The organism is Mycoplasmopsis opalescens ATCC 27921, from assembly GCF_000712185.1.
Lineage (GTDB): Bacteria > Bacillota_I > Bacilli_A > Mycoplasmatales > Metamycoplasmataceae > Mycoplasmopsis > Mycoplasmopsis opalescens.
The window spans coordinates 28,150-50,481 of the sequence record NZ_JOOB01000011.1 but is presented as its reverse complement, the minus strand read 5'-3'; the positions used below and the strand labels follow the sequence as shown (position 1 = coordinate 50,481).

21 protein-coding genes and 1 other RNA gene are annotated in these 22,332 nt (G+C 28.8%); 14 read left to right on the top strand and 8 right to left on the bottom strand.

What is annotated here, in order from left to right; all coding sequences use genetic code 4:
• Positions 1 to 177: 177 nt before the first annotated feature.
• From deoC to deoD, 3 genes are all read right to left on the bottom strand, one after another.
• Entirely contained in the window at positions 178 to 849 is a 672-nt protein-coding gene (deoC, locus tag T385_RS0100985) for a deoxyribose-phosphate aldolase (protein ID WP_029905709.1), read from the bottom strand.
• A gap of 81 nt (positions 850 to 930) precedes the next feature.
• Complete coding sequence (locus tag T385_RS0100980) at positions 931 to 2,226, bottom strand: pyrimidine-nucleoside phosphorylase (protein WP_029905707.1); 1,296 nt, start codon at positions 2,224 to 2,226, stop codon at positions 931 to 933.
• Between the two features lie 8 nt (positions 2,227 to 2,234).
• Positions 2,235 to 2,942, bottom strand: a complete 708-nt coding sequence (deoD, locus tag T385_RS0100975) for a purine-nucleoside phosphorylase (protein ID WP_029905705.1) — start codon at positions 2,940 to 2,942, stop codon at positions 2,235 to 2,237.
• Between the two features lie 417 nt (positions 2,943 to 3,359).
• On the opposite strand from deoD, the gene T385_RS0100970 reads away from it, so the two are divergent.
• The 5 genes from T385_RS0100970 to T385_RS0100950 all read left to right on the top strand — a co-directional run bounded on the left by T385_RS0100970 (position 3,360) and on the right by T385_RS0100950 (position 7,619).
• A complete protein-coding gene (locus T385_RS0100970) occupies positions 3,360 to 4,157 on the top strand; it encodes an energy-coupling factor transporter ATPase (protein ID WP_029905703.1) in 798 nt (265 codons plus the stop codon).
• Positions 4,148 to 5,077, top strand: a complete 930-nt coding sequence (locus T385_RS0100965) for an energy-coupling factor transporter ATPase (RefSeq protein WP_029905701.1) — start codon at positions 4,148 to 4,150, stop codon at positions 5,075 to 5,077. Before T385_RS0100970 ends, T385_RS0100965 begins: the two co-directional genes overlap by 10 nt.
• Positions 5,077 to 5,964 (top strand): energy-coupling factor transporter transmembrane component T family protein, encoded by an 888-nt coding sequence (locus T385_RS0100960; protein ID WP_029905699.1) that lies wholly within the window; start codon positions 5,077 to 5,079, stop codon positions 5,962 to 5,964. The genes T385_RS0100965 and T385_RS0100960 overlap by 1 nt, the downstream gene beginning before the upstream one ends.
• Positions 5,965 to 6,107: 143 nt before the next feature.
• Positions 6,108 to 7,061, top strand: a complete 954-nt coding sequence (locus tag T385_RS0100955) for a hypothetical protein (RefSeq protein ID WP_156953941.1) — start codon at positions 6,108 to 6,110, stop codon at positions 7,059 to 7,061.
• A gap of 102 nt (positions 7,062 to 7,163) precedes the next feature.
• A complete protein-coding gene (locus tag T385_RS0100950) occupies positions 7,164 to 7,619 on the top strand; it encodes a transcription antitermination protein NusB (protein WP_029905695.1) in 456 nt (151 codons plus the stop codon).
• A gap of 40 nt (positions 7,620 to 7,659) precedes the next feature.
• Here the strand turns inward: T385_RS0100950 and T385_RS0100945 are convergent, their stop codons facing one another.
• The gene (locus T385_RS0100945; RefSeq protein WP_029905692.1) at positions 7,660 to 8,268 is read right to left on the bottom strand and encodes an FMN-dependent NADH-azoreductase; all 609 of its coding nucleotides are present in this window, start codon (positions 8,266 to 8,268) and stop codon (positions 7,660 to 7,662) included.
• Positions 8,269 to 8,319: 51 nt separating this feature from the next.
• On the opposite strand from T385_RS0100945, the gene T385_RS0100940 reads away from it, so the two are divergent.
• Positions 8,320 to 9,078, top strand: a complete 759-nt coding sequence (locus T385_RS0100940) for a nuclease-related domain-containing protein (protein ID WP_084276663.1) — start codon at positions 8,320 to 8,322, stop codon at positions 9,076 to 9,078.
• 19 nt (positions 9,079 to 9,097) lie between these two features.
• Positions 9,098 to 9,847 (top strand): YgjP-like metallopeptidase domain-containing protein, encoded by a 750-nt coding sequence (locus tag T385_RS0100935; protein WP_029905688.1) that lies wholly within the window; start codon positions 9,098 to 9,100, stop codon positions 9,845 to 9,847.
• 26 nt (positions 9,848 to 9,873) lie between these two features.
• Here the strand turns inward: T385_RS0100935 and mgtA are convergent, their stop codons facing one another.
• Positions 9,874 to 12,597 (bottom strand): magnesium-translocating P-type ATPase, encoded by a 2,724-nt coding sequence (gene mgtA / locus T385_RS0100930; RefSeq protein WP_245601759.1) that lies wholly within the window; start codon positions 12,595 to 12,597, stop codon positions 9,874 to 9,876.
• A 116-nt stretch (positions 12,598 to 12,713) separates the two neighbouring features.
• On the opposite strand from mgtA, the gene T385_RS0100925 reads away from it, so the two are divergent.
• Positions 12,714 to 13,250, top strand: a complete 537-nt coding sequence (locus T385_RS0100925; protein WP_029905684.1) for an MHJ_0274 family protein — start codon at positions 12,714 to 12,716, stop codon at positions 13,248 to 13,250.
• Positions 13,219 to 14,181, top strand: coding sequence for a CDP-diacylglycerol--glycerol-3-phosphate 3-phosphatidyltransferase (pgsA, locus tag T385_RS0100920; RefSeq protein ID WP_051677942.1), 963 nt, complete (start codon positions 13,219 to 13,221; stop codon positions 14,179 to 14,181). Before T385_RS0100925 ends, pgsA begins: the two co-directional genes overlap by 32 nt.
• A 72-nt stretch (positions 14,182 to 14,253) precedes the next feature.
• On the opposite strand, the gene T385_RS0100915 is transcribed toward pgsA, so the two are convergent.
• Together T385_RS0100915 and ssrA are read right to left on the bottom strand one after the other, a co-directional pair.
• Complete coding sequence (locus T385_RS0100915; RefSeq protein WP_029905680.1) at positions 14,254 to 14,511, bottom strand: hypothetical protein; 258 nt, start codon at positions 14,509 to 14,511, stop codon at positions 14,254 to 14,256.
• A gap of 40 nt (positions 14,512 to 14,551) precedes the next feature.
• Positions 14,552 to 14,946: a transfer-messenger RNA gene (ssrA, locus tag T385_RS03620) on the bottom strand.
• 51 nt (positions 14,947 to 14,997) lie between these two features.
• On the opposite strand from ssrA, the gene T385_RS0100910 reads away from it, so the two are divergent.
• The 4 genes from T385_RS0100910 (at position 14,998) to mgtE (ending at position 19,972) form a co-directional block, all read left to right on the top strand.
• Complete coding sequence (locus T385_RS0100910; RefSeq protein ID WP_029905678.1) at positions 14,998 to 17,400, top strand: MAG1360 family OppF-related protein; 2,403 nt, start codon at positions 14,998 to 15,000, stop codon at positions 17,398 to 17,400.
• A gap of 103 nt (positions 17,401 to 17,503) precedes the next feature.
• Positions 17,504 to 17,803: a hypothetical protein gene (locus tag T385_RS0100905; protein WP_029905676.1), complete on the top strand. Its 300-nt coding sequence runs from the start codon at positions 17,504 to 17,506 to the stop codon at positions 17,801 to 17,803.
• A 1-nt stretch (position 17,804) separates the two neighbouring features.
• A complete protein-coding gene (locus T385_RS0100900) occupies positions 17,805 to 18,458 on the top strand; it encodes a diadenylate cyclase (protein ID WP_245601758.1) in 654 nt (217 codons plus the stop codon).
• 14 nt (positions 18,459 to 18,472) lie between these two features.
• A complete protein-coding gene (mgtE, locus tag T385_RS0100895) occupies positions 18,473 to 19,972 on the top strand; it encodes a magnesium transporter (protein WP_051677941.1) in 1,500 nt (499 codons plus the stop codon).
• Between the two features lie 109 nt (positions 19,973 to 20,081).
• On the opposite strand, the gene T385_RS0100890 is transcribed toward mgtE, so the two are convergent.
• Positions 20,082 to 20,771, bottom strand: coding sequence for a PQ-loop repeat-containing protein (locus tag T385_RS0100890; protein ID WP_051677940.1), 690 nt, complete (start codon positions 20,769 to 20,771; stop codon positions 20,082 to 20,084).
• Positions 20,772 to 20,965: 194 nt separating this feature from the next.
• On the opposite strand from T385_RS0100890, the gene asnS reads away from it, so the two are divergent.
• Positions 20,966 to 22,324 (top strand): asparagine--tRNA ligase, encoded by a 1,359-nt coding sequence (gene asnS, locus T385_RS0100885; RefSeq protein WP_029905669.1) that lies wholly within the window; start codon positions 20,966 to 20,968, stop codon positions 22,322 to 22,324.
• Positions 22,325 to 22,332 lie beyond the last annotated feature (8 nt).

Sequence of the window (22,332 nt, the reverse complement as noted above, 5' to 3'; positions counted from 1 at the left end):
GCTACAGATTGAGTTAAAAATGACTTCATTACAAGCAAAAAAGTAAAATTAAAACACAATTCTAAAATAAATGAATGGAATAAAGAAAATAAAGAGGCAAAATCTTAAATAAGTAAAAATAAATAACTCACATTTTCGTGAGTTATTGATGTTTTTAATTTTTGTTTTTAAATCTTATTAATATCCGCCAGAGCTTGCTTTGCCTTCTAAAATTGCAACTGAACGAGATGTTCCAAAACGAGTTGCGCCAGCTATGTGCATTTTAACCATATCGTCTTTAACACTAATTCCACCAGCTGCTTTGATTAATAATTTGTCCCCACAAACACTTTTCATAATTTGGATATCTTCTAATGAAGCGCCACGGGTTGAAAATCCAGTTGATGTTTTAATAAATTCAGCACCTGAAGCCATAACAATTTCAGTTGCTTTAATAATTTCTTCTTTAGTTAATAAAGCTGTTTCAATAATAACTTTTAATATATGTTTTCCGATCGCAGCTTTAACTGCTTTAATGTCTTCTAAAACATAATCATATTCTTTTTCTTTTAATTTACCGATGTGTAAAACCATATCGATTTCATCGGCACCACGGTTAATAGCATCTAAAGCTTCAAAAGCTTTTACATTTGAATTCATAACTCCTAAAGGGAATCCAATTACGCAAGTAATGCCAACTTCAGTATTGGCTAAAGCTTTTTTTGCATATTCAACATATGATGCATTAACACAAACTGTTTTAAAATTGTATTGTTTTGCCTCAGCAATTAATTTATCGATTTCTTTAGTTGTTGCTTCTGGTTTTAAGTATGTATGATCAATCATACGTTCATAATTTACACTTGTCATTTTGTCTCCTTTTTAACTGTATAATAGTACTTTTAGTAAATTAATTAATTAATTTGTGAATTTTAAGAAAATATTTTTTTATTAGCTTATGCGAGCCAAAATAATTTTATTTTCAACTGTATTATTATTAATCTTGTAAGCAGGAGCTAATTCTTCTGCTAATTTTGCATCAATAGGTTTTGATGAATAAAGAGTAAATAATAATGTACCTTTTAAGACTTTTTCGTTTGTCTTTTTATGTAAAGTAATACCAGCTTCGAAGTCAATATCTTGTTCTTTGGTTTCTCTACCAGCACCTAATTTCATACCAACAATTCCAAAAGTTAAAGCATTGCATATTTCTAAATATCCACTTTCACTTGCAAAAATTTCATGTTTGTATGCAGGAGTTCAGAATTTTTCACTCTTAAGGAATTCAACATCTCCACCTTGTAAGCTCACGAATTCATAGAATTTAGCTAAAGCTTTACCATTTGCAATCACTTCTTTAACTTTTTCTAAACCTTCTTCATGACTTTTAACTAATTTTGATTGCTCTAAAATTGCGGCGCATGAAGAATAAACTAATTCGTTAAAGTCTGCGGGTCCATTTCCTTCTAATGTTTTAATCGCTTCTAAAACTTCGTTTTTGTTACCAATTTCACGACCAATTGGGCGAGACATATTTGTGATTTCAGCACGTGTGTCTACGCCTAAAGCTTTCCCGATATTAACCATAGTTTGAGCTAATAATTTAGCTTCTTCTAAGTTTTTCATAAAGGCACCATCGCCACATTTAACGTCTAATAAAATCGCATCTGAGCCTGTAGCTAGCTTTTTAGACATAATCGATGAAGCGATTAATGGTATTGATTGTACGCAGTTTGTTACGTCTCTTAATGCATAAAGTTTTTTATCAGCAGGTGCTAATTGCGCGGTTTGACCGATCACTGCAATTTTGTGTTCTTTAACTTGTTTGATAAAAGCTTCTTCGGTGTAAAAAATATTAAAGCCAGGAATTGATTCTAATTTGTCCAAGGTTCCGCCTGTGTGGCCAAGTCCACGACCAGACATTTTAGCAACTGGTGCACCGCAAGCGGCCACTATTGGAGCTACGGCCAAAGTAGTTTTATCTCCAACACCACCGGTTGAATGCTTATCAACTTTAACACCTGGAATTGATGATAAATCCATAACATCGCCAGAATGCATCATAGTTTTGGTAAAAGTTGCTATTTCATCATTATCCATGCCGTTAAACATAACAGCCATAATGAATGCAGCCATTTGATAATCAGGCATAGTTCCCGCTACATAAGAATTAATTAAAAATTCAATTTCTTCTTTGGTAAGAGCTTTATTTAATCTCTTTTTTTCAATTAAATCAACTATTCTCATAATAATCCTTATTTTTGAGCTAATTCTAAAGCCACTTTCATCATAGTTGTAAAGGCATTTTGTCTTTCTTCCGCTGTTGTTTCTTCATTGGTGATTAAGTTATCGCTAATAGTTAATAAGCAAGCGGCTTGTTTTCCTAATGCTTCAGCATTAGTGAATAAAGCATAAGATTCCATTTCAACGCATGAAGCTTGTGTACTTTTAATTCTTTCTTCAAGTGGTACACTTGAATAAAATACGTCTGATGAGTGAACTCTTCCTTCATGAAGAGTTATATTTTGTTTTTTAGCAATTCTTTTAATTTCATTATTTAGTTTGCTTGATGGTTTAACTACCTTTCCAACTTTTCCAGAAACTAATTTTCTGAAGCTGTTACTATCTGCAATAGCACTTGAAGCCAAAACAACATCATACAAGTTTAAATCAGATGTATAAGCACCTGCACTACCGATTCTAATAATTCTATCTACATCGTAGAATTTAAATAATTCGTATGAATAAATACCGATTGAAGGACATCCCATACCTGAACCTGCAACAGTAATTTTTCTTCCTTTGTATGTACCAGTATACATGTACATATTACGAACTGTATTAACTAATTCGTAGCCTTCGTCTAAAAATGTTTCAGCAATATATTTTGCTCTAAGTGGGTCACCAGGCATAATTACAGTTTTTGCAATTTGCCCTTTTTTAGCACTAATGTGTGGTGTCATATTTTCTCCTTTTATCTTAATTTTTACTTTTTTTCGAAAAGCATAAACTCGATAAGTTAAACTTATGATGATATTTTATTCTATTTTTATTTTATATTCTTATTAATTATAATTATATGAGGTAAAAAATGCAAAAATATGACATTGTTTCCATTATTTTATAAACATTTTGAAAATATTTTTATTTTATATTTTCACTAAAAACACTAAATCAGACCTTTTTCGAACACATAATTAATAATGAACTAATCTACACCGAGACTAAAATTTTTCAACAATTTTAATTGGTATATAAAAAATAATGATTTTTTTGCTAAAAATGCTGTGCTACAGGTTTTTTGGACATATTTAATTAAGAAAAAGCATATTTTTATTTATGAATATTTATATTTTTAACTTAGTGTATAATACTAAATTATGATAAAAGTAAATGATTTAGTTTTTAAGTATCCAGATGCAATAGAAAATGCTATTGATGGGATTAATTTAAACATTGAAAAAGGTAAATATATCGCCATTTTAGGACACAATGGATCAGGTAAAAGTACATTTAGTAAACTTTTGGTTGCTTTATATCGTCCACTAAGTGGTTCGATTGAAATTGACGGGATCACAATTAGTGAAAAAACCATTAAGCAAATACGTCAAAAAATTGGGGTTATTTTTCAAAATCCAGATAACCAATTTGTTGGTTCTTCTGTTGAAGATGACATAGCTTTTGGATTGGAAAATAGATGTGTGCCGCAAAACGAAATGAAGCCAATTATAGATAAATTAGCAACAGATGTTGGGATGATGGATCACCTCAATCGTGAACCGCAAATGCTTTCAGGTGGACAAAAACAACGGGTTGCTATTGCTTCAGTTTTAGCTTTAAATCCCGAAGTAATTATTTTCGACGAAGTTACAAGTATGCTTGACCCATTGGGTAAAAGAACTGTTTTATCAATAATAAGAGAAATTCAAAAAAAGAGGGAAAAAGTATTGATTTCAATAACTCATGATATGGATGAGGCTATTCTAGCTGATTATTGTTATGTGTTCGCTAAAGGTAAAATAATTGGCGAAGGAACGCCGCAAGAAATACTTAAAAATAAAGAAATTACTGATAAAGCTAAAATTACTGCACCATTCATTTACCAACTAAGCGAAAAAATCAAAAGTATTAAGCCAACATATAACAAAGATGAATTATTGGAGCAAATATGCAAATAACTGTTAATGGATTAACCCATATTTTTTCAAAGAAAACTAACAGCGAATTTAAGGCTTTAGATGATGTATCGTGTCAGATTAATCAAGGTGAATTTATAGGAATTATTGGCTCAACAGGTAGTGGTAAAACCACATTTATTGAACATCTTAACACATTACTTTTACCTACAGTTGGAAAAATTGATTGAGTTTTTCCAAATGAAATATATGATAAAAAAACTAAATCTTTTAATAAATCAATTGAAGTCGTTTCTGTAATGGCTCCAGTTAAAAGAAAAGTTAAGAGAGTAAAAGATATTCGCAAGAAAATAGGCGTGGCATTCCAATTTGCTGAATATCAGCTTTTCGAAGAAAATATAGAAAAAGATATTATGTTTGGCCCAATTTCTTATGGCTTAAGTAAAGAAGAAGCCAAAGAAAGAGCTAAAAAATACATAAAAATTGTCGGGCTTGATGAATCATATTTATCGCGGAGCCCTTTTGCACTTAGTGGCGGACAAAAAAGAAGGGTTGCCTTGGCCGGTATTCTAGCAATAGAGCCTGAAGTGTTAGTCGTTGATGAACCAACTGCAGGATTAGATCCACAAGGAACAATTGATATTTTAGAAATATTAAGAAAGCTTAATGAAGAAGGCAAAACAATAATAATGGTTAGCCATGACCTTGACAATGTACTTTGTACCGCTGATAGAGTTTTACTTTTTAATAATGGAAAAATCGCTAGTGATTACCATGCTTTTGAACTTTTAAGTGATATTGATTTATTAGAAAAAAATAATTTGGAACCCCCAAAAGTTTTAGCATTTGTTTCTGAGTTAAAAAAACACGGAATTGTTTTACCCCCGGTTAAAACAATTGATGAATTAGCAGACGCTATCAATAACTTTTTAGAGTCAAAAGATAAAGGAGGTACAAAATAATGAAAAGTTCTCCTATTGGTTCATATCTTAATCGTGATTCATTCATACATCGTCTCGATCCGCGAATTAAATTAATTTTAAATATCGTGATAATTGTTTTAACTTTTATATCCACTAATTTTACTGATTTAGCTATATTACTGCTAATTTCGTCAATTGGTTATCTTATAACTACTAGAAAATTTTCATCATTAATTAACTTAATGAAGTTCCCTGTAATTGTGTCAATATTTATCTTATTTGTAAATATTTATACAATGAAAAATCCCGATGCTAATAACTATATACCAATATTTTATATCACTCCTGAATCTAAAGTTTATGCATTTAGTTATGGTGTTATTGCTAGAACATTAAGCTTATTTTTAAGAATTTATATTATGATTATTTCAACTTCTTTATTTGTCATATCAACAAGACCAGTAGATTTAACCAAAGCATTTGAAGATTTGCTTTGACCGTTGAAATTAATCTTTATTCCTACCAGTGTTATAGCAACGATAATTTCTATTGCTTTAAGATTCATTCCTACCCTTCTAGATGAAGCTAATAGAATTATCAAAGCGCAAGCTTCCAGAGGTGTAGATTTTAAAAACGGCAATATTAAAGAAAAAATCAAAGCCTTTACTACCTTAATTATCCCTTTATTCGCTATATCTTTTGCTAAAGCTGAGGATTTAGCTAATGCAATGGAAACTAGAGGGTATAATCCAAAAGCGAAAAGAACTAAATATCGTAAACTTATCACATCATGAAGAGATGTTTTAATGTTTGCATTAATCTTAATAGTTCTTGAACACATTCTTTTTCTCAAATATGGAATATATCCTATTGAGAATCTTCTTCCTGAATGATGAACTAAGTATATTGTTTTTATTCAATATTAATTTAACCAAAACAACTGTGATACAGCACTTTTGGTTAAATGGAGAAAAAAAGTAATTTATTCAATTTACTTTTTTTTATTTATTTTTTTAAAGTTTTTAACATAATATTTTTTAAAATACCTTTAAGTGCTAAAATAATTTTTATGATTTCACAAAATAGTAATTATCAAACAAATATTAATGAACCTCAACTTGCAAAATCTAAAAATAGCAATAAAGCAAAACAATTTTTTATAGATTTTTATAAAAAAAACATTGCCATTTCACTATACCAAATTACTTTAATGGGTATTTTGCTGGGTATATATTTAGTAGTCAGGGTTGTAGCCAAATTCACTATACTACGCATAGTTCCTTTAGAAATACCATTCATTTTTTACATTATGTATGGTGTAATTTTAGGTGGTTTTAGAGGTTTATTTTTAGCAATTATTTCAGATACATTCGGTTTATTGGTCACAGGTTCAATCGGAACATGGTATTACTTGTATGCAATGGTTCCACCAGCTATAGCTATTGTGAGTTGACTTTATTACTTGGCAATTAATAAAAATAAAATTTTTGGAACAATTTTAACTTATGTATTCTTCATTCTTTGTGTTTTAATTATTTATTATGTTTTTACTTCACATAATGATCCTAATTCAAAACAAATTCAATTAAATGCATCGAAAAAAAATCCAGTATATGTTGCAAATGGCTTATTTATCGGCATTTTATCTTCATATTCTCTTGTTTCACTATCGATTTTAATTACTTTTACAATCTTATATTTTAAGCATCAAAGTAAAAGATGATATAACTACATTTTAATGTTTGGTTTAGTTAGCTTAATTATGATGATTTTTAGATGATCATTAGACCCATTACTTTATATTAGATATTATAACTATATTAATTCAGCTGCTATTTTGGATAAAAGCATAGCATTAAAAAGTGTTGGCACTGATTATGCAGTTGTGGCTATCCCGATAATTATTAAGTCACTTTTTACCATTCCAATTTATATTACAATTTCAACACCAATTACCGTTGCAATCGAGGAGCTTAATCATAGATATCAGAAATTAAACTCAAACCCTTTATATACATGATAAAAACAAAAAAGGCACTTTTGCCTTTTTTGTTTTTATATTGAGTTTTTACTATTTTTTAATGTTTAATGTTTGCATAAATCTTTTTTATATTAAAATATTAGCATGATTTCAAGACGTGAATATAGATTAGGGATTATTAGGGTTTTATATGCTTATGAGTTAATGGATCAACCATTAAATATCCAAGAAATTTTTGAAAATAATCCCACATTAAATGAAGAGCAAATAAAACATATTGAACAACTTTCCCGCGGTTATGAAAACTATAAAAATGTAATTAAACGCTTTATTCACGAAAAATGATCTTGAGAAAGAACCTCACCTTTAATAAGGGCAATACTACTTAATGCTTCATATGAGCTTTTAACTATCAAAATCCCAAGAATTGTTATTAATGAAGCAATAGAAATAACTAAATATTTCTTTGAAGATGAAAAAAACTACTACAAAATGGTTAATGCTATTTTGCAAAATATTTATAAATATTTCGTTATCAATGAATATTTAGTAATTAATGAAAATAATAATCAAAATCCAAACAAAAAAGCTGAAGAATAAATCTCAGCTTTTTTGCTTTTTTATTTGTAGCACAGCAATTTTAGCTTAGCAATTTTTTAATTTTATTTTCAAGCTTGTTAATATTTTTATTAATTAAATCATCCAAAGATAATTTATTTAATGGATCTGTTTTGGTACCATTTACAGCTATTTTTTCTATTCGTTCAGCTCCTAAAAAATTAAATACACCCTTAAGATACCCAGAAAAATTGCTTCATTTATACCAAGAAGTTGGTGCACCCTGCGAAGTAATAAGTAATATCTTTAAATTATTTAAATGCCCAATTGAGCCACCTTTTGCATCATATTTATATGAGAATGTTTTTTTAGCAACAGCTATTGTATCGATAAAATTTTTTAAAACTGTCGGAATTGAAAAGTTAACCATTGGAGCAGCAACAATTAATAAATCAGTTTGCTTAAGTTGTTCGATATATTTATCGCTTTCATTTTCGTTTCAAAATGTTTTGAAATTGCCTGTAGTTAGGCAATTTTGGTTAAAAATACTATTATTTAAATCAATAATTTCAAGTTCAGAATTTTTATATAAATCCATAATAATTTTATTTGCTTTACCTGCTAATTGTGAAGTTATAGAGTTAACATTTGGTGATGAAATCAAAGTTAGAACACGAAGGTTTTTTGCCATTATCAATCTCCTTTTTCTTTGAAAATATATTTCTATTATATAATTAAAATTATGAATATTAGTTCATTTAATACATTTTTACAAATAGCTGAAAAGGCTTCTATGTCAGAAACAACTAACAAAGCATGAGAAGCCGCAAAAAAAGCTAATAATATAGGAATAGCTGTCGGCATTACAATTAGTGCGCTAATCTTAGGTTTAATCATCTTTCTATTTATTTTTTATTCATTAAAAAATAAGAAAAAACACACATTGGGCTCAATTTTTGAAGAAAAAGTTTCTTTAGCGGTCAATAATTTCGCCAAAAAAAATAATTTTAAATTTATTAAAGGTGGATTATTTGTTTATCGCGAGAATATAATGTTCGAAATCGATGGGTTGCTAATTGCAAATAAGGCTGTATATGTTATTGAAAGCAAGTATTATGATGGATCAATTTCAGGAGATGCCTCAGATGAAAAAATAACAATTACTAAAGGTAAAAGAAAAATTAGTTTATCAAATCCATTTATTCAAAATTTCAAGCATATTAAACACATTTTTAAGGTAGTTGGTTTTAATTTTCCTATATTTTCATTAGTTTTTTTTCCAAGCCAAAGCCCTGTAAAAGTTAGCAGAGTAGAAAACTGATCTGTAGTAGTTAATGAAAATAATTTCGAAGAAACCATAATGGAAGTTGAAAATGAGCTTGGAGAAACCAAAGGATTAAATAATGACCAAATTTTTGGCATTACAACAGCTTTAAATCAAGTCCGTACAGCATCAATAAAAGATATTAAACGCTTCGGAAAATTTATATCTAAAAATTAAATTCAAAAAGACAATTAAAATGAGTTATACACAAATTAGATTAAAAAACAAAACATACTATTACCAATATAATTTCGATCCAAAATTAAACTTTTTTAAAGTTATACAAAACAATAGCTACTTGGATTTATTTGGACCTATTGAAGATCAAAATGATGAATTAGTTCAATTTTTTGAAAAAAAAGTTTTTCACATATTTTCCTTACTAATATCAAAGAAAAAAATAATAATTTTTAATAAACCTTTATTTGAAAACAAACATTTTTATGCTTCAATTTTTGGTGAAGGCTATAAAATTGAAGCATTATTTGGGTCTTTTAAAAAGCCTTCTTTTCTTATTTTGCCAAATTTAAAGAAAATTAATTTGTTTTTCAATGAACGAGATAAAAATAATATTAAAAAATTAGAAGATTATTATTTTACTATTCTTGGCAAGATTTTATTAGCTTACATAACTGAAACACAAAGAATTATGGAAAACAATATGAACTATGAAAAATTGCCTATTAGAATCGATAAGTCTACTTCAGCATGGGGAAAATATAGAAAAAAAATATTTAGTGAGCCTTATATTTCATATAGTATAGCATTACTCGGCTTAGATAAAGAGCTTATAAATTCTGTAATCTTGCATGAATTAGGACACCACAAACATCAAAACCATAGTAAAGAATTTAAAAATTATTGTGCCTCATTTGATTCTAATTTTACTGTGCTACAGAAGGAAATAAAAAATTACTGAGTAATATTTAAAAAATGATTAGAGTAAAAAAAAGAACCGCTTGGGTTCTTTTTTTATAATAGTTCTTTATATAGCTTCATATAAATTCATTTCACAATTGAAACTAATAATATATAAAGTACAACAGTGCTAACTAAAATTAAAATAAATCAAGGACTGAGGGAATCATATAAGTTTAAGCTAGTATTTAATTTTGGTATAAATGGAGCAGACGAAACAATTATAGAGCCTAATAGTGAAAATGTTAAAAGCATTCATGATGGTCGAGATTGAATAAAAGGAATCTTTTCAGTTCTAATGAAATGAATAATTAAGCTTTGAGTTCACATTGAAATTAAAAACCAACAAGTTTGAAATACCATTGTGAATAATTTGGGATTTTGTTTTAAATCTATACCTTGGATATTTGGAATAAACCAATAGTAAAGTATTAAAAAGCTTGTGATATCAATTATTGAGCTAACGGGGCCAAACCAAAACATAAACCTCATAATGCTTTTTGCATTTCAACGTCGAGGTTTGCTCAAGAATTCCTTGTCTACCTTATCAAAAGGTATAGCAATGCAAACCATTGAATAAATTAAATTCATAAATAGAATTTGAACAGCAAGCATTGGAATAAATGGCAATAATATCGAGGCAAAAATAATACTAAAAATATTCCCAAAGTTGCTGCTTACAGCCATTTTGATGTATTTATTCATGTTAGCGTAAGTTTTACGGCCTAAAATTATTCCATCAGCTAATACATTTAAATCTTTTTCTAACAGAATGATATTTGCACTTTCTTTAGCAATATCCACAGCTGTATCAACTGAAATTGATACATCGGCTGCTTTCATCCCTGGAGCATCATTAATGCCATCGCCCATATACCCAACAACATTATCTTTATTACGTAAAACGGTAATTAATCTTGCTTTTTGATCTGGACTAAGTTTAGCAAAAATATTATAATCATCAATAATATCGGCCAATTGTTCATCGCTTAATTCTTCAACTTCTTTACCGATCATCATTTTTTCGGCCGGAATTCCAACTTTTTGACATATAGCTTTTGTTACACGTGCATTATCACCAGTTAAGATTTTAACTTCAACGCCTAAGTCATGAAGCTTTTTAATTGCACTAGCTGTCGATTCTTTAGGGGGATCCAAGAATGCTAAATACCCTAATAAAATCATATCTGTTTCATGTGAAATGTTAAATTTTCCGTCCACAGGAACATTTTCTTTTCTAGCAACACCAATGACGCGCATACCTAAATCATTTAATTCATCAACTTTACGCATAATCATTTTTGCGTAGGTTTCATCTAGTTCATAGAGGTTTTGGTTAATTTCTACATATTTTGAAATGCTAAGCATTTCTTCTAAAGCACCTTTAGTTATTAATTCAACACTATCTGTTTTTTTATTTTTAACAATCACAGACATTCTTTTACGTTCAAAATCAAAAGGAATCTCATCGATTTTATAATAAAGTGACTCTAAATCCCTGAGCTGATCATGATAAATTGCTAAATCATCAGTTTTATCAATAATTGATTTATCTAATAAATTTTTTAACCCTGTTTGATAATAACTATTGAGAAAGCCATATTTTAAAACGTTGGTGTTTTCTTTGCCAAAAATATCAAGATGACGTTCAAGCACAATGTGATCTAATGTCAATGTTCCTGTTTTATCGGTGCAGAAAATGTTAATAGCGCCAAAATTTTGTATTGAATTTAAGCTTTTTACTATCGTTTTCTTCTTGGAAAGAGCAACTGCGCCACGGGCTAATGCACCCGTTACAATCATAGGTAGCATTTCAGGGGTTAGGCCGACTGCAACTGAAATTGCAAAAATTAGACCCTCAACTCATAAAGCTTTGTTTCCGATTATTTCACCTTTTATACCATTAATTAAAAATACCAAAGGAACAACAGTTAACATAATTTTGATCAATAGCCAGCTTATACTTGCTAGTCCTTTTTCAAAGTTGGTTTTAGTTTTCTTCTCATTGATTTTTTGTGCTACGTGCCCCAAGTATGTATTATTTCCGGTAACGATAACAATAGCACGAGCCGATCCCAATATAACATTTGAACCCATAAATGCCAAATTATCATAGTCTACAACATTCTCAAAATCCTTGCCTACAGGTAAATTAGCTAATTTTTCAATGCTATCACTTTCACCAGTTAATGAGCTTTGAGAAACGAATAAGTCCGTCGAGTTAATGATTCTAACATCGGCTGGAATAATATCACCAGCTGCTAAAATCACAATATCACCGACAACAACATCGCTAAGTGGGATCTCATAATGAACACCGTTTCGTTCGACACGAGTTGTTGTTTGTATCATTTTAACCAGCTTCTCAGCGCTGGCGGAAGAACGAGTCTCTTCAATTAGCTGCATAATACCGCTAATAATCACCAACGTCATGATTATTACTACTGTAGAGTAGCTTAATTCGTCATACTTTTTTTGTACAACAGGAATAATTACGTCTATTATTAAACTAATCAACGATAATACATATAAAATTATTGAAAAAGGATTAAAAAATGCCTGTATAAATGTTTTAACGAATTGTGAACGTGATTTCTTTGCTATTAAATTAGCTCCGTATTCTTCACGATTTTGCTTAATTTGTTCTTTGTCTTTTAAACCTTTAAACGACGAATTATACTTATTTATAAGGCTTTTAGTGTCAAGGGTCGCGGCTTCTTTAAGTTTTAAAATTGTTTGCTCATTACTGTTTTGATTTAATTTGTTTTTTTTGCGCATTTTAACCCCCATTTCTTAATTATAAATATAAATATTTTTATGTTTAATAAAAAGATAAATATTGATTTATGAAATTATAATATAATTAATTAAACCTTGTGAAAAAGGAGGATTATATGGGTACAGGTAATGAAATAGTTTGAATAATTTTAGGTGTTTTTATTGTCATAATAATTGTCTTTATTACTTATAGTGCATTAAAAGATAAAGCAGCAAAAAAACGCCGTAAAAGGGCCGAATTAGAAGCAAGAAACCAAGCTAACTTATATCGTGAAAACTTAATTTTTGAGTTAGATGAGCTCTGAAAACAAAATGAGCTATTATTAGAAAAATTTGAGCCCTCAATTGGCGAATATAAAATGGGCGATGTTGTCTCTTGAGCCTACACATATATTGATAGCATATCTAACTCAAGTAAATTTAAAGAATATGTGCTTGATGGTCCTTATAACGCAGCTTTGCTAGACAATATCGGTAAACTTAGAACTAATCGTTCATCATCATGAAGTAAAAAATGTTTTGATGTTCGCGAATGAATCAATAAAGAGATGGAAAATATTGATAAAGATTTTCAACAAAATAATATAACTCAATCAATTGATAAAGTTAAGGAGTTTTATAATGAAAAATTACAAGAAAACACTAGAAAGTAGAAGGGATTTAGCTAATAAGCTAACTTTTATACGAATTATTGCAGCGCTTCCTTTACTAATTTTAATGATTCTCTATGTGTGCTTAGGTCAATCATTAAACTTTTTCGGAACGCATTATGAATTCCATAAAATTACTGGCCGTATTTTACTAGGCTTAATTACTATTATTTATATTGGAAGCATGATTACTGATTATTATGATGGTAAAATCGCAAGAAAAAACAATAGAATTACTCCATTTGGCAAGTTATTCGACCCTATTGCCGATAAATTCATTACATCAACCACATTTATATTTTTATCAGTTATACATGTAGTTCCATTTTGAATAACAGCATTAATGATAATGAGAGATATCGCAGTTAGCGGTTTTAGAGTTGTTATGGCAGAAAAAAGAATTGATGTTGCAGCTAAATTTTGGGGAAAACTTAAAACTTTAACCCAAGCAATAGGCACAATAATCATTTTAATTTTAGCTATAGCAATCGATTTTGAATCCCAAGGAGCTGGATACTACTACTGAGGCGGAAATACATTGATTGTGGCGCCATTAGCTTTACTTTATATCCATATCATGAACTTGCCTTTAATTGCTTCATTAGTTTTCAGCATTATTTCAGCTGTAATTTACTTTAAAGAAATTAAAAATGATATTAATTTATCATTTATCCAAAATATGTTTGATGTAAAATCAAAAATCCGTGAACGTAAAAGTGATTACAATAAACAAAAAGCTTCTCAAGAAAGAACTACTGTACATGTAATAGAGGATGAAAATATCATGGCTGAAGATATTAATGATGAAAACACTATCGAAAGTGAAATTGAAAGCCCATTCCATCACTCAGAAGCTATAAATAATTCTGAAAATCAAAAAAATCATCACACATTAGATGAGGCGGACAAAACTACTCTAACAGAAGAAATATAAAAAACGAGTACAATAAATATTACTCGTTTTTTTATATTAAAAATAGCTGTATACAGCATTTTTGGTAAAACTTTAACGACGTAAAAATAAAAATAAAATAATACATAAGGCCGAAACAATAGCTAAAGAAGATCCAAAAAATATCACTAGATATTTAAATTTTTTTCTAATTTTAATATGTCTTTCATCAGGTTCGATTAAAGAAATTTCATAAGCCTTCTCAAGAAGTTCTAACCTATGCTTTTTGGCTTCAATCTTTTGCAATTCAATTTCTTTAGTCAGATATTCCCGATCATCTAAAACATACTTATTGTTATTATTATTTTTCATATTTTTATTATATTATTTTAATAAAAAAATATAAAAAAAATGGTGGAGATGACGGGAGTCGAACCCGTGTCCACACACTAAACTTTATTAAACAAATACTTACAGGTTAGCTAATTTTTAATGTCAATTAACTTATCAAAATAGCAAAATTTAGTCAATTGTGCCAGCTTATTTTAATGATAGTTATGCTGGCCTAAACTATCACGAGTCTCGTCCTTAGCTTAAATAATTGAGACAAAAAATTTAAGCTACTTGCAGCTAATACTAAGCAAATGCAAGATTGTATTTTGCCTGGTTGGCAATCATTAAGTCAAAGTTTGTAACTTCAACATCATTTTCTTTAGATTCTGCGTTTATTAAACCTAGAAGGCATTAAGGTGTGCCAAACCCCTGTTGTTTAATAAGCCCAATATGTGTCGAAACCATTACACCCCCATACTTTTATTTTATCAAACATTAAATATACTTATAATATATAATTAATTTATGGATTTTAAAAATAACATTTTTAGTGCAGACAAGGTATTTACATCATCAACAACAAATGATTGAATTAACTTACCGTCTTTAAACTTTTATAAAAATCTAAGTCATGCCATACTAGTTTGCGATAATAACAACGAATTTTTCAATACTAATTTTAAGAATATTATTGGTCAAAGAAACAGCAATTTATTTTTTAATGAACAACTTGACAATGGAAAAATTAAATTTAGAACTAATAAAAAGGAAATTTTAGAAAAGATTGAATTAGTAGACACTAATAAATTAAATGATATTGCAACCATACCTTTAATTTTTGTGCGCAACCAAATTAATCAAGAAATAAAAAGCACCTTCTATGACTTAGCTAAAATCAATAAATTATTAGCATCAAGACGTAATGAGTTAATAAATTTTGTACATGATACTTATAAAATTTTAATGCCGATTTTATCTTCATTATCAATAGATTATTTGCGCCAAATTACACTACTACACAGTGAAATTGGTAAAAAATTAATGAATAAAAATATTGAAGACTTCATTTCTAAAGTTCACGAGCTACGCGAAAGTCGTAGAAATTACTTCGTTGAAATAATTAACAAAATTGATGAATATATTTTGCCTATATTAAAAGTTTTCAAAAATGCATATACTGGTAAATACACCAATAATACAATCAAATTAGAAAACGAAATTGAAACATTAAAAAATAAACTTCACTACTATGAAAAAATGGCTAAAGTTAATAGTTATAATTATGAAAGAACTTTAGAATTAAGAGATGTCCAGTTAGAAGTGAAAGCAATAACAAATCAAATTAAAAATTTTAAATCATCAACTAACTCATTTATAAAATATTTGATATCATGATACCAAAATGCCTGTAGAATAGACTTTTCAGAGGCAAAGCTTTTTTCTAATACTTCAGTACAACATAATTTTTTAATGAAGCGTTCACTAGTCTATAAATATATGGCTAGAAAAATTTTTGCTGTTCGTAAAAGCTTCTTTTTTACAAAATATGATGATTTCTTACTAATGAGATCATCAATAGCTTCTCAAGTTGCATTATTTCTAGAAAATAATTTATCTACTAAAAAATTATTAACGAGTGCACAAATTAAAAAAATAATAAAAAATGAGATGGTTATTGATTTCACTTCTTATGCTGATTATTCAAATGAAAAATATCGTACCTACTTAAATATTTTAGACGAGAGAAAAAACAAGGAAAAGTTGCTAAAAAGAAAATTTGGAATTTCTACGACAATCGATAACTTTAATTTCACCATTCGTAAATTACAAACTCAATTTGATAATAAAGTTGCTGAATTAGACATATCTCAAAATAAATTTAAAAAGCTTGCTGATGCAAAAACTAAAAAAAACCCGCTTATTAATAACTATTTCGCAACTTTTAATGAAAATAATAAAATGATTGAAGAAATATCAAATTTAGTATCAATTAATATTTCTGATTTTTTAAGCATAAATCATATTAGTGATATTCACTGAAAAATGCTCAATGAGCTTAGTCAAAAATTTCAATCAACTACAAGGCAAGCTAAAATGGTCTTGGATATGTTTTCAACTGTTGAGGATTTATGAAATATTTCTGTTAGATCAAAAGCTTCTATTAAAGAAATCAAAAAAATAGAAACATTAAAAAAAACTTATGAAGTTTTAAATCATTCATCCGTTACTTACGCGGATTCAGTAAAAAATTTTAATATCATTTCGCCCGTGAATAAGCTAAAAATCTTTTTCCTTTTCAAAGCTATTGAGTATCCTAAAATCATTTTTTTAATCGATAATGAAAACGAAAAAGATTTTAATGTTAAATACACTTTTTTAAACAGTGCGATCGCATTAGCTAAAGAATTTAATATTACTTTAGTGTTTGTAACTAAGGATCACCATATCATTCAAAGTTGCAAATTAGATTACACATATGCCTGCTTTAATAATAAAATTTTTGAACATGGTTTAACAGCTGAATTATTCACTAAACCAACTCATCCTATTTTAAGAGGTTTATTATCAGGCAAAAAAGTTTCTAATTTTGATGATTTAGAGCTTGAAAACTATATTTTTAACGATTCATATGATATTAATGAGAACCATTCAATAATTGGAAAAACCGCCAACATTAAACAATGGCTAAAAGAAATTTATGATTATGAAGCTGATGCTTTGACTTTAGAAAAAACACAAATTTTTAATCCTCAATCGAATGATATTTCATCCTTTGCTAGTGCTTTTAATGGCTTAGAATTTCAAATTATTGATATTTCAAAAATTCAAATTCCGCCTGAAAGATACTATTCTAAGTTTGCAGCTGAGCTAAAAAAAATCAATAATTCGCTTGCGAGAAAAAACAAAAAAGATATAGAAGAAATATAACTTTTATAAATCACCATCCAAAGGTTATTTTTAATGCTAGTACTAATATTAAAAAAAATTGATTTTTTATATATAATTACCAATAATAAAGTAAGGAGTAAATATGACTACAGAACGTGATCCATTTGAATGTGAAGAAAAAATAAATAAGCGTCGTGAATTATTAAAACAATTATATGCAGAAAATCAAGCAGAATTATCGTCTCCAGCATTAATCAACAATGCAGAAATAATTAATGAAAAATTAGAATGCACAGAACCAAGATGTAAATTGCGCATAAATGTTGATCCAGTTGAAGAGAAAAAAGCTTACAAAACTAATATTATCGCAATGATTTGTTCATTATTAGGAATAACATTATTGGTTTTAGTTGCACTATTAGTGGGAAAATTTGGTCAATAGTATGAAAAATAATTTAATTATGGAAACAAATACAGCCTCAAATGTATCGGCTTCATATTTGACTAATTTCACTGATACACAGCTATTTAAGGGATTTTTTTACGCTGGTTTTGCATTATTAATTTTATTAGTTTTAATTATATCAGTGCCTTTTATTGTCAATATAATTAGTAGCATTTTTCGTCGTAGAAAGTTTAATAAACTCGGAACATCAAGCCAAATAAGACTTATTAACCAATTACGGGAAGCTGTTGAATATTTATCAAAAAATAAAATCGGTGCCTTAATCACTATCGAAAATAACGATAATTTAGATAACTTGCGTACTGATGGTGTAATTTTAAATGCCAATATCTCTTCATCGCTTTTAATTTCCATTTTCAATAAATACTCTCCATTGCACGATGGAGCTGTAATAATTCGTGAAAATAAAATTTATTATGCATCAACTTTTTATAAAATCACAAAAAAATCAATTGATAACCAATATGGTTCTCGTCACCGTGCAGCCATTGGAATCAGTGAAATTTGCGATGCTTTGACAGTTGTAGTTTCAGAAGAAACTGGAGATGTTAAATTTGTCAAAAATGGTGTATTTTATACAGTTAAACTAGAACAATTCCAACAACAATTAGTTAAATATCTTAAAGATTAAACAAAGGAAAAACAATGACCACAGATACTCAACCCCTCGATCAGCTTCAAAATGATGAAGCATATGAACAAAAGATTTATGAAGAAATCATAAAAGTAGTGGAAATCAAAAGCGTTCAGGAAGCTAGAATAATTATCGACACCTATCCAAATGCACATATTGCTGAACAATTTGCTCGCTTAGAAAAAGAGAAACAAATCACATTCTTAAGATTATTAAAAACTGCCGATGCAGCCGATTTATTCTCATTTTTTGAAGATGATCTAAAACGTGAGTTGGCAGTATCGTTTAGCGAACCATGAGCAATGAAAATATTGCAAGAATTACAAAGTGATGAACTCGCAGACGTTATTGATGAATTACCTGCAAATGTAATAAGCAAAATTCTAGCTTATACTCCTAAAGAAAAAATAGCTGAAATCAATAAAATATTATCTTACCAAGATGATGAAGTTGGAAGCATTATGTCTATCGATATTTCTTCGCTTCTTAACTCATATACATGTGAACAAGCTTTATATAAAATCAAACGTGACTATGGACGCAAAAACGCTGAATTAGTCCATTATTACTATGTAGTTGATGAAAAAAACAAATTACTAGGTACATTAACCTTCGAAGAAATTGTTTTCAATGACGGCTCTACAAAGCTCGATGAGTTATACTCACCAGTAACCTCTGTTACTGCCAACTCTAAAAAAGCTGATGCAGCTAAAATTTTTTCTGAGCATGATATGTCTACTTTACCAGTTACAAATAATGAAAATCGTTTATTAGGAATGATTACAAGCGATGATGTTATCGACGTAATTCAAGATGAAGCTACAGAAGACTTATATAAATATGCAGGTATAAGCTCAAACGCCGCCACTGGTAGTGATTACATTAAAACACCATGATATAAATTGGTTGGTTATAGAATTTTATGATTGTCATTATTCTTAATTTTCGGAACATTTTTACAAGCTTTAATTGAAACTTCGATTAATTTAACTATAGGCAAAGGCGCGCCAGCAGAGTTTGCAAATCCTAATTTATTAAGTTTTTTACCAGTTTCTTTAGCTTCTTTATTCCCAATTATAATTGTTTTAATTAATAATGCTGCATGGCAAAGCTCATTGTCATTCACTAGAGCTTATAGCTTAGATGAAATTGAGAAAAAACAATTTAAAAAAGCCTTTAGAAAAGAATTATTAGTAAGCACTATAATTGGATTGATTTTATCAATCATCAATGTTTTAAGATTAGTTCCATATTATGCAATAACTGAAAATTTAACTGATTCAAGACAAGGCTCACTTACATGAGCAATCATTATTGGTACATCGATAGTTATCTTATTAAGCATCTTTATTTGTAATTTAATTTCAATTTTAATCCCTATTATTATGATCAAAATGAAAAAAGATCCAAGCGCATTATCTGGTATTATTATGAACTTCATTTGTGCTTTAATAGTTGTATTAATCGCATTTATTGTTATGTTCATTGCAGTTAAAATTGCAACTTTATAGCTAAAATAATAACGAAATAAATTAATTTAAAAATATTGCTCTGGGCAATATTTTATTTATCTTTTTTTTCTAAAAAGAGCTAATTACAGTATTTTTAGAAAAATTTAAATTAAACATTTTCTTTTTGGAGGGCAACACAGACGATAATTTGAATTACATAAACTAATGCTCCTGCGCTTTGGAATAACAATGTTACTCATCACATCGCTGAAAACATTGGAAGCAATAAGCCAAAGTAAACTAATAGAAGCATGTTTATTAAGTAACCGCAAGCTAACAAAACAAATGAAACACCCTCAGCAGATTTAGTTTTTAATGTTTTAATAATTTGCGCTACAAAAGGAAGCGCTGTACAGGTGTTTGCGATAATTGTTACAATGGTAATAAAAGTATTATTATTATCAAAATATCCTGTTCTATAAAGTGAATATTCAATAATTCATCAAGTTGCTAAAGAAATAAAAATAACTCAAAGTGGAATGACGCCTATCAATTTCAAAGCCTTTTTTACCTTTTTATCTAAAACCATAAATAATGTAATTGTTGTTGCCATTAAGCCTATAAATAAGGTGTTTCCGACAATATTTATAATCGGATCATTAGCTAAATCAAAAGGTGTTTTTTTAAGCATAGTCATAACAGCGACAAATAGAGCGCCACCAAAAAAATAAATATAAAAAGCAGGGTAAGAAACGTTATCAACGTTTTTAGTTTTAAAAGTCGTAATTAACTGTGGAATCGGTAAAATCACCATTAATAATGAAGAAATAATCCCGAGCACTAAAATAGTAATATTCATCACTTCTCCTCTTCTAAAAAGCTTGTAAATGTGTATTTTTAGTAAAAAACAGTGCAAAGTGAATTATACCAAAATTAAGAAAAATAATATAGCTTTTATTAATAGAATAATAATGCTAAAAATTCTAAAACATATAACCTATTATTCTATTATGTTATAATTAAAATAAATATTAAATATTAAATAGAGGTAATATGATCACAAATTCGATTAAAGAAATACTATTCAACGAAGAATCTTTTTCAGAACAAAAATACACTATAGATGCATGATTAGTAGCAAATAGAGGTAATAAAAAAATTAGGTTTTTGGAAATTAATGACGGTTCAACAGTGGCTTCCTTGCAAGTTACATGTAAAGCTGATTTGTTAAATTTAGATGAAATTGATGCATTCAGTCTAGGATCAGCTGTTAAAGTGGAAGGTATTTTAAAATTTACTCCAGAAGCAAAACAAAGAATTGAATTGTTGGCTCAAAAAATTACATTACTTAAAAAAACCGATTCAGATTATCCAATTCAAAAACAGGGCATTAATGTTGAAACTTTAAGGGAAGCAGCACACGTTAGACATCGTACAAGTTTACTTCGAAGTGTAATGTTGATCAGATCAACATTAGCACAAGAAATCCATACTTACTTTAGAAATAACGGTTTTCTTAATTTTCACGCACCGATAATCACATCAAATGACGGAGAGGGAGCGGGTGAAACTTTTGTAGTCAACGATAGTAATAGTGATAAGCCTTTTTTTGATAATGTTAAAGCTACATTAGGAGTTACTGGTCAACTTCACGCAGAAAGTTATGCCTTAGGATTTAAGAAAGTTTACACATTTGCACCAACATTTAGAGCTGAACATTCAAATACTAAAAAACATGCCGCTGAATTTTGAATGATAGAACCAGAAGTTGCTTTTGCTGATCTGAATGATATTATCAATTTAGCATTCGATTGCTTAAAAGTTGTGATTAAGAACACCTTAGAAATTAATAAAAAAGAATTTGACTTTTTGGAAGAAAAACTCGACTCAAATCTTCGCTGTCGTTTAAATAAGTTCATTAATGGTGAAGTTACTACTGTTGATTATAGGCAAGCGATTGAAATATTAGCTAAAGTTAAAGATAGATTTGAAGAAAAGAATATTGAATTTGGCTTAGATTTTAAAACTGAACATGAACGCTTTTTAGCGGAAGAAGTCTTCCAAGGCCCCGTTGCAGTTATTAATTTCCCTAAAGAATTCAAGGCTTTTTACATGCATCAAAACGATGATAATCAGACCGTTGCATCATTTGATTTATTAGTCCCAGGCATCGGTGAATTAATCGGTGGGTCTCAGCGTGAAGCTCGTTATGACAAGCTAATGCAAAGAGTTAAAGAACTTGGAATGCATAGCGATGAATTGCAATGATACCTTGACCTTCGCCGCTTCGGTGATGCCGGTTCAAGTGGTTTTGGCATTGGTTTTGAACGTTTAATAATGTATGTAACCGGAATTGATAATATTCGCGATACTATTCCTTATCCAAGAACAAGCGGAAATATTAAATATTAAGGGGTTAA